The sequence below is a fragment of the Leeia sp. genome (genome assembly GCF_041909055.1).
Classification (GTDB): Bacteria; Pseudomonadota; Gammaproteobacteria; order Burkholderiales; family Leeiaceae; genus Leeia; species Leeia aquatica.
This window is the reverse complement of record NZ_JAYREC010000002.1, coordinates 529,248-542,226: the sequence shown is the minus strand read 5'-3', so window position 1 is coordinate 542,226 and position 12,979 is coordinate 529,248. Positions and strand designations below refer to the sequence as shown.

The following is a 12,979-nucleotide window of genomic DNA, read 5'->3' as shown; positions in this document are numbered from 1 at the left end:
GTAGGCTCAGAACGGCAGCTTCATGCCCGGCGGCAGATTCAGCCCGGCACCGAAACCGGACATCTTTTCCTGGGTGGTGGCTTCCACTTTCTTCAAGGCATCGTTGAAGGCCGCAGCAATCAAGTCTTCCAGCATTTCCTTGTCGTCTTCATCACCCGACAGGACCGACGGGTCAATATGCACCCGCTTGACCACATGGTGGCAGCTCATGGTCAACTTGACCATGCCCGCACCAGCTTGACCCTCCACCTCGATACTGCCCAGCGATTCCTGCATCTTGCGCATGTTTTCCTGCATCTGCTGCGCTTGCTTCATCAGGTTGCCCAAGCCACCCTTCATCATGTTCTGCTCCTTGCTGCATATGCCCGTGACGGGCGTCCATCGTGTGGGTAAAATCAGGCAGATGGCGCCAAGGGTTGCACCGTATCGGTCAGCAACCGCGCCCCTGCATGGGTTTGCAAATATTGTACAACCGGGTCGGCCAGCAGCGCCTCGGTCGCCTGCTGCAGGGCCTCAGCCCTTGCCTGCTGCTCCAGCTGAATCGGTGCCAGCGTGTCGCTCGCGCCCAGCTGAATACGCAGGCTGACGGCACTGCCAGTGTAGCTTGCCAGCGCCTCTCGCAGCTTGTCCTGCTGCATCAGCATGGATTGATACGTGGCTGGCAAGGTCAGCGACCAGACCCCATCCTCCACCCCGGTCAGCACGCAATGCTTGGCCAGCATGGCGGCCACCCCGGTGATGGGCAAGGCTTGCACCACCTCATGCCAGTCCGGCAACGCGGCCACATTGGCTGGTGCTACGACAACTGGCGGTGCGGGTGTGACAACAGCTTCCGGCTCAGGCACCGAAACCGGGGCTTCGTCATAAGCCTCCACCGGAGGCAGCTCAGCTTCCCATGGGGGCCGCTGTACGGACGTTGCTGCCTGCACAGCTTCAGCAGCAACGGGCACCGCCGGCATGACCTCGGCTGCGGCTTGGGGCGGCACGGTCGGCGTGGCGGCGACAGCAGCCGGTGTACTACTCGGCATCACTTCGTGGCTATCCGCCCCTTGTGGCGACTCCAGACGTGGACTGCGCGGCGGCATCTGGCCGCTGGGCTCGAACGCCAGCATGCGCAGCAGGCACATGGTGAAACCGGCGTACTCATCCGGTGCCAGACCCAGGTCACGACGGCCCAGTACGGCAATCTGGTAATACAGCTGTACATCTGCCGGGCTGAAGCGGTCGGCCAGCGTGCTCAACCGGCTGTAATCTGGCGTGGACGTATCCAGCGCTTGCGGCACCGCTTGCAACACTGCCAGTTGCTGCAGCAACTGCGCCAGCACTTGCAGCGCGTGATCAAAGCTGACCGAACGCGCGGCCATTTGTGCAGCCTCGTTCAACAGCACCTCGCCCTGCCCTGCAGCCAGCGCGTCCAGAATACGCAGCAGATAGCTTTGATCCACCGTACCCAGCATGCCGCGCACCGCGTCTGCCTTGACCTCGCCCAGACCATAGGCAATGGCCTGGTCCAGCAAGGACAAGGCATCGCGCATACTGCCCTGGGCGGCATGGCCCAGCTGCATCAGCGCGTCGGCTTCAAACGGGATCTGTTCCTGCTGCAGTACAAACTGCAGGTGCTGTGCCACGGTCTGCGGCGGGATCTGCTTCAGGTTGAACTGCAGGCAACGGGACAGCACCGTTACCGGTACTTTCTGCGGATCGGTGGTCGCCAGAATGAATTTGACGTGAGCAGGTGGTTCTTCCAGTGTTTTCAGCATCGCATTGAAGGCACTTTTCGACAGCATGTGCACTTCGTCGATGATATAAACCTTGTAACGACCAGCCGTCGGCGCGTACTGGGCGTTCTCCAGTACCTCGCGGATATTGTCGATACCGGTGTTGCTGGCGGCGTCAATCTCCAGCAGGTCCACAAACCGCCCACCATCAATCTGGGTGCAGGCCGTACATTGACCGCACGGCTCTTCCTGCACGCCTGTTTCACAATTCAGCGATTTGGCGAGAATACGCGCCAGCGACGTTTTGCCGACTCCACGGGTACCGGTAAACAGGTAGGCATGGTGCAGGCGCGAGGTCTTCAGCGCATTGGTCAGCGCCCGTACCACATGCTCCTGCCCCATGACCTGGGCAAAGGTACGCGAACGCCACTTACGGGCGAGGACTTGATAGCTCATGCGGCCGATTCTACCAGAAAGCCCGCCGCACCGGCGCGCTTGCCCCATGCGGGTTTTTGGCAAAAAATGCTTGCCAGCAACCCGCTTTCCCGCTATGATCCGGCCTCTCTCGCGGAAAGGTGGATGAGTGGTTTAAGTCGCACGCCTGGAAAGCGTGTTTAGGGTAACACCCTAACGGGGGTTCGAATCCCCCCCTTTCCGCCAGTAGCCCGATACAAAAAAGCCGACCTGATGGTCGGCTTTTTGCTTTTCTACCTACCCGTTTACAGTTTCACCATCACATGCCGCACGCAGCTGTAGTCTTCCAGTGCGTAGACCGACATGTCCTTGCCGTAACCGGATTTTTTCATGCCGCCGTGGGGCATCTCGGACACCAGCATGAAGTGGGTATTGATCCAGGAGCAGCCATACTGCAAGCGGGAAGCGGCCTGCATGGCCTTGCTGACATCGCGGGTCCACACCGAGCTGGCCAGCCCGTAGTCGGAATCATTGGCCCAGCGCACGGCGTCCTGCTCATCGTCAAAGCGGGTGATGGAGACCACCGGGCCGAACACTTCGCGGCGGACGATTTCATCTTGCTGCCGGGCTCCGGCGATCACCGTCGGCTCGTAGAAGTAGCCATTGCCCTGCCCCACTTTGCCACCAGCCACCACTTCAATATGGGATTGCTGAGCGGCACGCTCCACAAAGCTGGCGACCCGGTTGCGCTGGCGAATGGAGATCAGCGGGCCCATTTCCACCCCTTCATCATCCTGCAGGCCCACCTTGATGCTGGAGACTGCGCTGGCCAGCTCCGCTACCAGCTTGTCGTAGATGCCCTTACCAGCGTAAATGCGGCAAGCGGCGGTGCAGTCCTGCCCGGCATTGTAGTAGCCAAAGGTGCGGATGCCGGCCACCACTTCTTCCAGATTGGCATCGTCAAACACAATCACCGGGGCTTTACCGCCCAGCTCCAGGTGGGTGCGCTTCACGCTCTTGCTGGCCGCTTCCAGAATGCGCTGGCCGGTCGATACATCCCCGGTGAGCGAAACCATGCAGACTTCGGGCTGCGAGATCAGCGGTGCGCCCACGCTTTCACCCCGTCCGGTCACCACATTGACCACCCCCGGCGGCAGGATATCCACTATTAACTCAGCCAGCCGCAGCGTGGTTAGTGGCGTCTGCTCAGAGGGTTTGATCACCACGGTATTGCCTGCAGCGATGGCGGGGCCAATTTTCCAGGCGGCCATCATCAGCGGGTAGTTCCATGGCGCAATGGAAGCCACCACCCCTAGCGGATCGCGCCGGATCATGCTGGTGTGTCCGGGTAAATACTCCCCCGCCACCATGCCGCCCATATTGCGAATGGCGCCGGCAAAAAAGCGGAAGACATCGGCTACCGCCGGAATCTCGTCATTCAGCGCCGCCAGGTAGGGCTTGCCACAGTTCAACGACTCCAGCCGGGCCAACTCGGGGCCATGTGCTTCGATCTGATCCGCCAGCTTCAACAGCAGGGTGGCGCGATCCTTGGGTGTGGTCCGCGACCAGCCATCAAACGCCACGGCAGCAGCCCCTACTGCAGCGCGTACCTGCTCCGGCGAAGCCTCATGTACCCGGCACAGCAGCTCGCCGGTTGCCGGGTTGAAGATGTCTTCCGCCACGCCATCACCAGCCACAATCTGCCCGTTGATCAACAGGTCCTGAGGGAAAACAGCTGTGCTCATAGGGTTATGCTCCATCCAAAAGGGTTGTGACAAGGTTCATTTGCCGCTGCCACTGCTGGCAGCGGTATTGCGCGTCAGATAATGCGCCAGCAGAATGGGGATGGCGGTTACCAGCATCACCAGCATGGCAACCACGTTGGTGATGGGCGCATCACGCGGTCGGCTGAGCTGGTTCAATAGCCAGATGGGCAGTGTACGCTCGTGCCCTGCCGTAAAGGTGGTCACAATCAACTCGTCAAACGACAAGGCGAAAGCCAGCATCCCGCCCGCCAGCAAGGCGGTGGCCAGCTGCGGCAAGACCACCTTGCGCAAGGTCATCCAGCCATCGCCACCGAGGTCCATGCTGGCCTCGACCAGGCTATGCGGCAAACGTCGGAAACGGGCGATCACATTGTTGTATACCATCACCACGCAAAAGGTGGCATGTCCGATCACGATGGTCCAGAAACCGGGCTCAGCGCCCATCAGCTTGAAGGCGGACAGCAAAGCGATGCCGGTGATGATGCCGGGCAAGGCAATCGGCAGGATCAGCATCAGCGACAAGGCCTCTTTGCCCCAGAATTGCCGGCGATACAAGGCCGCAGCCGTAATCACCCCCAGAACCAGCGCCAGGCCAGTTGCCATCGCAGCTACCCGTACCGATAGCCCGATGGCCTGCAGCACATCCTCGCGTGCCAGCGCCTCACTGAACCAGTGCAGCGTTAGCCCGGTGGGTGGAAAGGCACTGCCACCTGGATCGGCATTGAAGGCATTGAGCATGATCATCACGATGGGTAAGTGCAGAAACAGCAGCCCGCCATAAGCCATGATCTTTAGCCAGCGCGGTGCGCGGGGATGTCCGTTATCAGAGCGCATCGAAAGCTCCCAGTCGCTTGGCCAGCATCAGATACAGGCCGATCAATACAATGGGCACCACGGTAAATGCCGCTGCCAGTGGAATATTGCCGATCGAGCCTTGCATGGTATAGACCATGGATCCGAGGAACAGCCCGGAAGGCCCCACCAGCTGCGGAATGATGTAGTCCCCTAGCGTCAGCGAGAAAGTGAAAATGGAGCCCGCCACCACGCCCGGAAACGCCAGCGGCAGCAGTACGGTGCGGAAGGTCTGAATCGGGCGCGCACCCAGGTCAGCCGAAGCTTGCAGCAAGGACGGCGGAACCCGCTCCAGTGCAGCCTGAATCGGCAGGATCATGAAGGGCAGCCAGATATAGGTGAACACCAGAAAGCGCCCAAGATGCGAGGTGGCCAATGTATTGCCACCCAAGCCAGGGGTTGCCAGCAGGCTGTCCATCACACCGGTCAGCCCCAGGTGCTGAATGATCCAGAACAGCACGCCTTCCTTCGACAAAATGACCGTCCAGGCATAGACCTTGACGATATAGCTGGCCCACATGGGCAGCATGACTGCCACATAGAACAGCCCCTTTTCCCAGCCCCGGCAATATCGCGCCATGTAGTAGGCAATGGGAAAACCTATCAGGGAGGCCGCCAGCGTGACCATGACCGCCATGGTGATGGTCCGCAGCAGGACATCGCCGTTGGCGGCGACCAGCAGGGCCTGATAGTTGGCCAGCGTCAGGTCATGGCTGACGGTCATCGAGAAGTCGTCGAAGGTATAAAAGCTTTGCCCCAGCAAGGCAAACAGCGAGCCCAGATAGACAACACCGAACCACAGCAAGGGCGGGATCAGCAGCATCAGCAGATACACATTGGGGCGGCGGTACAGCAGGTTGGCCAAGCGCCGCGTCAGCCCCGTTAGCACGGCTGCATTCGCCATAGCGGTCGCACTCATCTCACAGCCCCTCGCGCAAGGCCACCATCGCGGCACGAGGCCAGCTGATGGCGACGGGTTGGCCTGGCTGCAAGCGCATCGACAGGTCACTGCTGTCATTCGGCAACACCGCCGCCAGTTGCTGTTCGTTGACCCGGATCTCTACCCGGCTGCTGGCACCGTGGAACTGGATGTCCAGCACCTCACCTTCCGCGTTGATCTGTTCACTATCGCTGGCAGCGGCCAGGCGAATGTGTTCGGGGCGGATGGAGAAGGCCTGCGCTTGTCCGGTGAGTTGCTGGGCCAGCGCGCCACGGATGATGTTGGCCGTGCCGACGAAGTCAGCCACGAATACCGTTTGCGGCTGGTTATACAATTCGCGTGGCGGAGCCAGCTGCTCGATACGGCCTTTGTTGAACACGGCTACTCGGTCAGACATCGACAGTGCTTCACCCTGGTCATGCGTGACATAGACAAAGGTAATGCCCAGCTGCCGGTGCAGGGATTTGAGCTCCAGCTGCATCTGTTCTCGCAGCTTGAGGTCCAGCGCACCGAGCGGCTCATCCAGCAGCAATACGCGGGGCCGATTGATCAAGGCGCGAGCCAGCGCCACCCGCTGGCGTTGCCCTCCAGACAGCGGTGCCGGACTGCGGTCCCCATAGCCCCCCAGCGCGACCAGCTGCAAGGCCTCTTCGGCACGTTGCAGACGCTCGGGCTTGGCCACCCCTTTGACCATCAGCCCATAGGCCACATTGTCCCGCACGCTCATGTGCGGAAACAGCGCATAGTCCTGAAACACGGTGTTGACGTCGCGCTCGTAGGGCGGAACGCCACCGGCTTCCTGTCCAAAAATACGGATGCTGCCGCTGCTGGGCTGTTCAAACCCCGCAATCAGGCGCAGGCAGGTGGTTTTTCCGGAGCCGCTGGGGCCCAGCATGGAAAAGAACTCACCTTCCTGAATCTGGATGGAAACCTGGTCAACCGCCTTGACGTTACCAAAGCTGCGGCTGACCGCTGAAAATTCAACAGCGATACTCATGATAGGTCTGACTCCAGGTCGGGGTACACACCGCTACAAGCGGTGCATGCCCCGAGGTGGATGGGGGCTCAGCGGCCGCCCATGATGGCGATATAGTCTTGCGTCCAGCGGCTGTACGGAACGCAGGTGCCCTGCGTGCTGCACTTGGCTTGTGGCGTTTTCCAGAAGTGGATGCGGGTCATGCGGTCAAAGCCATTGTCGCCACAGAAGTTGCTGCCTCCTGGCGCCTTCTCCTTGCAGGCGGCGGGTACGGCCGGCACAGAGCCAAACCATTCGGCCAGCGAAGACTGCAGCTTGCTGTTCAGCGACCACTCCATCCACTTGTAGGCGCAGTTGGGGTGCTTGGCTTCTGCATGCATCATGGTGGTATCCGCCCAACCGGTGGTGCCTTCTGCCGGGAAAGCCGAGGCAATCGGCTGCTTCTCACCCTTCAGCGCATTGACCTGATAGGGCCAGGCACTGGACGCCACCACGCCTTCCTTCTTGAAGTCGTTCATCTGCACGGTGACATCGTGCCAGTAACGATGGGTCAAGCCCTTTTGCTGACGCAGCAAGGCCAGCACCGCTGCATACTGGGCTTCGTTCAACTCGTACGGGTCCTTGATGCCGAGCGCCGGGTTTTTCTTCATCAGATACAGGGCGGCATCCGCAATATAGATGGCGCCATCATAGGCTTGTACGCGGCCCTTGTTCGGCTTGCCATCCGGCAGCTTTTGCGGCTCAAACACCACCGCCCACGATTGCGGCGGGCTCTTGAAAACATTGGTGTTGTACATCAGCACGTTCGGCCCCCATTGGTAGGGTACGCCATAGTGCTTGCCTTGCACCACATGCCAGGGGGCATCGCGCAGGCGCTCATCCACCGTTTTCCACGAGGGAATCAGGGCGATGTTCACTTCCTGCACCTTTTTGCCTGCCACCAGACGCAGGCTGGCATCGCCTGAAGCGGTCACCAGATCGTAACCGCCCTGGTTCATTAGCGACACCATCTCGTCGGAGGTGGCGGCGGTCTTGACATTGACCTTGCAGCCCGAGGCCTTCTCAAAGCCGGTGACCCAGTCATATTTCTTGTCGGTTTCGCCGCGCTCGATATAGCCTGGCCAGGCAATGATGTCTAGGCGCCCTTCCCCGGCGCCCACCGCAGCGGGGGCGGCATAACTGCCAAGTGATAATCCCAGCAGGGAAAACACGCCTAAGCGAACCATGGTTACGTGTGTCATGCTCTGATCTCCGGAGTGCCTGATTATTGTTCTGCCACGGGTGGCGCGGGTATTGCCGCCACCAAGCGTGGACGATAAACCCCTTTTTCATCAATGACTTGAAGAGAAGGCATTGGATGAACAGGTCTGCTCAGGATTGTAGGAGCATGCTCAGGCCGCGACCAGAACGTAATTCAGATACGACCTATCTGAAAAACCGATAACTTTTCATGCATGGCTGACGCGGATATGGGAGCGCCCGAATTCACGGGCCACAATCTGAAAGTGCTCGGCCGCCTCATGCTGCATGGAGCCCCGCCGCCAAGCGATGCCCAGCTCCAGAATCGGCAAATCTTCCATGATGGCCCGTGCCTCCAGCCGATCCCCTTCCAGTGACCAGGGCCGGTACAGCAGGTCCGGCAAGATGGCGACCCCGGCCCCGGTGGCGACCAGGCTACGCACCGCTTCTACCGATTCGGTACGCATCTGTGGACGAGGCCGAACCCCGGCAGCTTGCCAAAAAGCATTACTGGTGGATTCCAGTTCGTCCAGCTTCAGCATGATCAAGGGCTCGTCCGCCAGCTCATGAATAGAGACGCTCCCTACTTCGGTCAGTGCATGGTTGACTGGTAGCCACAAGCGCCAGCGCGAACTGAGCAAGGTCTCGGTCTCCAGCGCCTGCCGATTTTCCAGCTGCGACACCAGTAGCACCGCCACATCGAGTTCGCCATTGACCAGCAGATGCTCGATGTAGTCACGCCTATCCTCGATGATCTGCACTTCCACCATGGGGAAGACCCGCCGGAATCGGTCCAGCAGATAAGGCAGGTAGTAGCCGGATACCAGACTGGTGACGCCAATATTGAGCTGCCCATTCATGGTGTCTGGCCGTGCCGACAGCGCCTGCTGGGCATTGCGCACACTGGCCATGATCTGATGGGCATGCCGCAGGAACTGATGCCCGGCATGGGTCAGCACCATGCCACGGGCGTGGCGATGAAACAGGGCAGCACCCAGATCACTTTCCAGAGCTTTGATAGCCTCTGTCACTACTGACTGGGAGATGTTGAGGGATTGCGTGGCCCCGGTGATGGACTCAGCCTCGGCAACGGCGATGAAATAGCGGATATTTTTCAGCGAGATCGGCATGCCCACACTGTAGATCAGAGCAGGCATGCCCGCCAAGGGTTGGCGTATTTACTTTTTCGCGGCGAGCTTCTGGTTGCGCAGCACGCACAGCAGGTCTGCCGCAATGTGGGCAGCGGCAATCGCCGTCAGCTCACTCTGGTCAAACGGCGGCGAGACTTCCACCACGTCCATCCCCACCAGATTGACCGGTTGCATGCCGCGGACGATGTGCAGCGCCTGAGCGGAGCTCAGGCCCCCGGGTACCGGGGTGCCGGTGCCCGGCGCAAACGCCGGGTCCAGACAGTCGATGTCAAACGTCAGGTAGGTCGGGCGATTGCCAACGATTTGCAGGATGCGTTGCAGAGTCGCCTCTGCGCCATTGGCATGCACCCACGGCGCGTCCAGCACGTTCATGCCCATGAAATCATCGTTCCAGGTACGGATACCCACCTGCACTGACGTTTTCGGATCAATCAGCCCGTCCTGGATTGCCTTGTAGAACATGGTACCGTGGTTGAGTGAATCCGGAGAATCGTCGGCCCAAGTGTCACAGTGGGCGTCAAAGTGAATCAGGCTCAGTGGCGCGCCAAACTTTTCGGCATGGGCTTTCAACAGCGGATAGGTGATGTAGTGGTCGCCGCCGAAAGTCAGCATCTTGGCACCGCTGGCCAAAATGGTGCGGGCATGCTCCACAATGCTGGGGGTGATGGTCAGCGGGTTGTGGGCATCAAACCAGCAATCGCCATAATCAATCACCGCCAGATCGTCGAAGGGGTCAAAGCCCCACGGGAAGGGCTTGAGCTCGGACAGCTGCACACTGGCAGCCCGCACGGCAGCCGGTCCCAGACGCGCACCGGGGCGGAAGGTGGTGGCCAGATCCAGCGGCACGCCAGAAATCACCACATCCGCACCGGTCAGGTCACGGGTATAGCGGCGGCGCATGAAGCTGAGCACGCCAGCGTAGGTATTTTCAATGCTGGAGCCATGGAGGCCAGGGCGGCGGATGGCGCCATCACCCAGGATGGGTTCAGTCATGTTGCACTCCTCGGGCTACGAACGCAGCCACGCAGAATACGCCGGGAAGCCCGACGATTGCCGTCCATCTTTGCGCAGCCGACGGGTTGAGGCTGCCCACCCTCGCGGGTGTGCGGCGCAGTGTGCCGCAAAGGATGGGCGCTGTCCACGCCCATACCGCACTTATAGCACCAGTTGCAGCGAGGACAGCAAGGCCCCCGGTAGCCGCATGCTGCTCGATGACCGGCTGTCATAGCTCATCGGGTCCACCAGCCACTCGCGCTCGATGGTCAATGCCTCCAGCTGATCGCCCAGCATCCGGTACAGGCTATCGTCAAATCGCATCACATTGAGCGGTGCTACCAGCTCGCCCTGCTCCACCCAGAAACAGGCAAATCGGGTCATGCCGGTGATGCGGCAGTGGCTGCGGTCGGAATAGTTGAGGTACCACAGATTGTTCAGGTACAAGCCGGTATCCAGCTTGAGAAGCACATCCTGCTGCGCCAGCTGACCCGCAGCCATATCAAAAGAATTGGCGGACTCACTGCCATCCGCCCCATTGCTGGCAAGGCCAAACTCTCGGGCGCTGCGTGGACTGACCAGCGCATGGACAAACTGCCCGTGCTCGATCAGGCACAGGCGCTTGGGCTTGAGAAAGCCTTCACCCTGAAAATCAGGGGCCAGGCCGGCAGCGGTGTTTTCGCTCAGGCTCACCAAGGGCGAAAATTGCCGTTCGCCTTCCACCAGCTTCAGAAGTGCGCTGCGCTTGCTGTGAATGGACTGGGCAGACAAGGCCTCCCAGTTAAACAGGGTGAGCAGCTCGCCCACTGCGGCCGGGGCCAGATAAGCGCGATAGGCTCCTGGCTGCAAGGTGCGCGCAGGGCGCGACAGCAAGCCGAGCTGTTGCCCTGCTGCGTGCAAGTCTGCTGCAAAGGCAGCCGCATCCCATTCAAAACCTGCCTGACCGCGTTTGACGGCTTTGTCCCCGCTGGCGTGCAGACTCCAGTCAAAGTTGAAGCTGGTGGTTTCCTGCCAGTTGCGCTGTCCCAGATGATTGGCAAAGGCGTAATACACCGGCCCCACTGCCAGAATACCAACCAGGTCGGTCCCTGCTGCGGCGGAAGCGATATCCCCTGCCATCTGCGCAGCATCCGGCAAGCGGGATGGCTCGATGCGGCAACTGTCCTGCCGGGTATCCGCCAGCATCAGGTGCGGGTCATCCTGCAGTTGCGGCAGCAGATCTCGCAAGGTGTGCAAACCCGACAGCAGCACCTCACGATCATGACCCAGCTCGCCTTGCATGCTGAAGCTGTGCGCGGCCTGCTTTTGGCCCTGGATCAGCTGCAGGGTGAGATACAGCTGAAACACCTGACCCGCCTGACGGATCTGGCCATGATTGAAGCGGACAAAGTCCGACCGCTCACCAGAAAACCACAAGGTGAAGCCTTCGTCCCCTTGCAGCTGGCTGCTGACGGCATTGGCGAGTTGCTCAAACCAGGCTTGCATCAGGCTGCCCCTCCAAATACCTCGACATTCCGGAAGACGCAGGCGGGCGACGCATGCCCCACCCGAATCACCTGATTGGGCTCCCCCTTGCCGCAATAGGGCGTACCCATCACCTTGCGGGTGTGAACATCGCCAACCGCTGAGAGCGAGCGCCAGAAGTTGGCGGAGATCCCCCGATAGTTCGGATTCTTGACCACGCCCTTCAGCTCGCCGTTTTTAATCAACTGCCCCCACTCGCAGCCAAACTGGAATTTGTTGCGCGAGTCGTCAATCGACCAAGACACGTTGGTATCCATCAACACCCCATGCTCGATACCCGCCACCAGCTCGGCCAGCGGCAGAGTGCCAGGCTCGATATTGAGGTTGGCCATACGGTCAATCGGTGCACGATGCCAGCCACTAGCGCGGGCATTGGCCACCCCGGTCAGGCCGGCGCGCTGTTGCGAGAGAGGGCTGCCAAGGGGGCGCTGCAGGATGCCATCCTTGATCAGCCAGACCTTCTCGCTGGCGTGGCCTTCGTCGTCCCAGCCATAGCTGGCAAACTCTTCCCGGATCGACGGATCGTAGGTGACATTCAGCAAGGACGAACCGTACTGATAATGCCCAAACATGTCTGGCGTGACAAAGCTGGTACCGGCCATATTGCGTTCATCACCCAGGATGCGGTCCAGCTCTAGCGGATGACCGATGGACTCGTGGATCTGCAGCATCATCTGCTCGGGCATCAGCAGCAGGTCCATCCGCTCGCTGGGGCAGTTGGGGGCCTGCAACAATTGCAGAGCCTCATCCGCCACCTTCGATCCCGCGCCCCAGAATCCCGCGGCCTGCAGCATGCCCATGCCGCCTTGCTGACAATAGCCGTTGTATTGCCCACCAAAACTGCGGGATTGCGACTCACCATCGGCAAAAGCGGTGATCACGATACCCGGCATCAGGTAGCGGAAGCGCTGGAGGGTATCACCACCACCATTGGTCAGATAGCGATGTTCCTCATCCACCCGACCCAGGGTGACCGACCACTCGACAATGCGCGGGTCGATGCGGCAGGCATCGGCCTCTTGCTGCAAGCGCGCAAACAACTCGCCCCGATGCCAGTCCAGTGCCTGGTCCGCCCCCGGACCGCAGTACTCCCCCACCGGGTGCATCAAGGGATACTGGCTCACCTCGTAGGCCGCATGGCGGGCGTGCAAAGCCGCCCATTGCAATGCCCGCTCCAGTGCACGCTGCAAACCCGCCGGGCTGACATCACTGGTGGCTGCGTAGCCGTGTCCGCCCTGGGCGACCACACTCAGCATGACCCCGACATCCTCGGTCAAGGTCACCGGTTGCGGCACGCCACGGCGTACGGTCAAGGTCTCGCGATGCGCCCGCACATGACGCAAGCTGCAAAAGAAACCCTCGGTGGGCAGGGCTTCAAACAGCGTCTTCAGCGTATCGGCCATGGT

General features: G+C 60.5%; 11 protein-coding genes and 1 tRNA gene. 1 reads left to right on the top strand and 11 read right to left on the bottom strand.

From position 1 onward, the window contains the following. Positions 1 to 6 precede the first annotated feature (6 nt). Positions 7 to 342: a YbaB/EbfC family nucleoid-associated protein gene (locus ACE3O2_RS08235; protein ID WP_168875386.1), complete on the bottom strand. Its 336-nt coding sequence runs from the start codon at positions 340 to 342 to the stop codon at positions 7 to 9. Between the two features lie 53 nt (positions 343 to 395). Next, complete coding sequence (gene dnaX, locus ACE3O2_RS08230) at positions 396 to 2,174, bottom strand: DNA polymerase III subunit gamma/tau (RefSeq protein WP_374336453.1); 1,779 nt, start codon at positions 2,172 to 2,174, stop codon at positions 396 to 398. 113 nt (positions 2,175 to 2,287) lie between these two features. Between dnaX and ACE3O2_RS08225 the strand changes: the two genes are divergently transcribed. Next, positions 2,288 to 2,378 (top strand) — tRNA-Ser (locus tag ACE3O2_RS08225). A gap of 59 nt (positions 2,379 to 2,437) precedes the next feature. On the opposite strand, the gene ACE3O2_RS08220 is transcribed toward ACE3O2_RS08225, so the two are convergent. From ACE3O2_RS08220 to ACE3O2_RS08180, 9 genes are all read right to left on the bottom strand, one after another. Further along, positions 2,438 to 3,877, bottom strand: a complete 1,440-nt coding sequence (locus ACE3O2_RS08220) for a gamma-aminobutyraldehyde dehydrogenase (protein ID WP_374336451.1) — start codon at positions 3,875 to 3,877, stop codon at positions 2,438 to 2,440. Positions 3,878 to 3,913: 36 nt separating this feature from the next. Further along, complete coding sequence (locus ACE3O2_RS08215; RefSeq protein ID WP_374336449.1) at positions 3,914 to 4,732, bottom strand: ABC transporter permease; 819 nt, start codon at positions 4,730 to 4,732, stop codon at positions 3,914 to 3,916. Then, entirely contained in the window at positions 4,722 to 5,669 is a 948-nt protein-coding gene (locus ACE3O2_RS08210; protein ID WP_374336447.1) for an ABC transporter permease, read from the bottom strand. Before ACE3O2_RS08210 ends, ACE3O2_RS08215 begins: the two co-directional genes overlap by 11 nt. Position 5,670: 1 nt before the next feature. Beyond that, positions 5,671 to 6,687, bottom strand: coding sequence for an ABC transporter ATP-binding protein (locus ACE3O2_RS08205; protein ID WP_374336445.1), 1,017 nt, complete (start codon positions 6,685 to 6,687; stop codon positions 5,671 to 5,673). Positions 6,688 to 6,755: 68 nt separating this feature from the next. Next, positions 6,756 to 7,907, bottom strand: coding sequence for an ABC transporter substrate-binding protein (locus ACE3O2_RS08200; RefSeq protein WP_374336443.1), 1,152 nt, complete (start codon positions 7,905 to 7,907; stop codon positions 6,756 to 6,758). A 207-nt stretch (positions 7,908 to 8,114) separates the two neighbouring features. Beyond that, positions 8,115 to 9,062, bottom strand: a complete 948-nt coding sequence (locus ACE3O2_RS08195) for a LysR family transcriptional regulator (RefSeq protein ID WP_240947025.1) — start codon at positions 9,060 to 9,062, stop codon at positions 8,115 to 8,117. 21 nt (positions 9,063 to 9,083) lie between these two features. After that, positions 9,084 to 10,049 (bottom strand): agmatinase, encoded by a 966-nt coding sequence (gene speB / locus ACE3O2_RS08190; RefSeq protein WP_374336440.1) that lies wholly within the window; start codon positions 10,047 to 10,049, stop codon positions 9,084 to 9,086. Between the two features lie 162 nt (positions 10,050 to 10,211). Then, on the bottom strand, positions 10,212 to 11,534 hold the full coding sequence (locus tag ACE3O2_RS08185; protein WP_374336438.1) for a TldD/PmbA family protein: 1,323 nt from the start codon (positions 11,532 to 11,534) through the stop codon (positions 10,212 to 10,214). Continuing rightward, entirely contained in the window at positions 11,534 to 12,976 is a 1,443-nt protein-coding gene (locus ACE3O2_RS08180) for a TldD/PmbA family protein (protein ID WP_374336436.1), read from the bottom strand. Before ACE3O2_RS08180 ends, ACE3O2_RS08185 begins: the two co-directional genes overlap by 1 nt. Positions 12,977 to 12,979 lie beyond the last annotated feature (3 nt).

What these genes read in the sequence shown, in the direction of transcription:
- ACE3O2_RS08235 (WP_168875386.1), bottom strand. Translation starts at nt 342, where the DNA reads ATGATGAAGGGTGGCTTGGGCAACCTGATGAAGCAAGCGCAGCAGATG.
- dnaX (WP_374336453.1), bottom strand. Translation starts at nt 2,174, where the DNA reads ATGAGCTATCAAGTCCTCGCCCGTAAGTGGCGTTCGCGTACCTTTGCC.
- ACE3O2_RS08220 (WP_374336451.1), bottom strand. Translation starts at nt 3,877, where the DNA reads ATGAGCACAGCTGTTTTCCCTCAGGACCTGTTGATCAACGGGCAGATT.
- ACE3O2_RS08215 (WP_374336449.1), bottom strand. Translation starts at nt 4,732, where the DNA reads ATGCGCTCTGATAACGGACATCCCCGCGCACCGCGCTGGCTAAAGATC.
- ACE3O2_RS08210 (WP_374336447.1), bottom strand. Translation starts at nt 5,669, where the DNA reads ATGAGTGCGACCGCTATGGCGAATGCAGCCGTGCTAACGGGGCTGACG.
- ACE3O2_RS08205 (WP_374336445.1), bottom strand. Translation starts at nt 6,687, where the DNA reads ATGAGTATCGCTGTTGAATTTTCAGCGGTCAGCCGCAGCTTTGGTAAC.
- ACE3O2_RS08200 (WP_374336443.1), bottom strand. Translation starts at nt 7,907, where the DNA reads ATGACACACGTAACCATGGTTCGCTTAGGCGTGTTTTCCCTGCTGGGA.
- ACE3O2_RS08195 (WP_240947025.1), bottom strand. Translation starts at nt 9,062, where the DNA reads ATGCCTGCTCTGATCTACAGTGTGGGCATGCCGATCTCGCTGAAAAAT.
- speB (WP_374336440.1), bottom strand. Translation starts at nt 10,049, where the DNA reads ATGACTGAACCCATCCTGGGTGATGGCGCCATCCGCCGCCCTGGCCTC.
- ACE3O2_RS08185 (WP_374336438.1), bottom strand. Translation starts at nt 11,534, where the DNA reads ATGCAAGCCTGGTTTGAGCAACTCGCCAATGCCGTCAGCAGCCAGCTG.
- ACE3O2_RS08180 (WP_374336436.1), bottom strand. Translation starts at nt 12,976, where the DNA reads ATGGCCGATACGCTGAAGACGCTGTTTGAAGCCCTGCCCACCGAGGGT.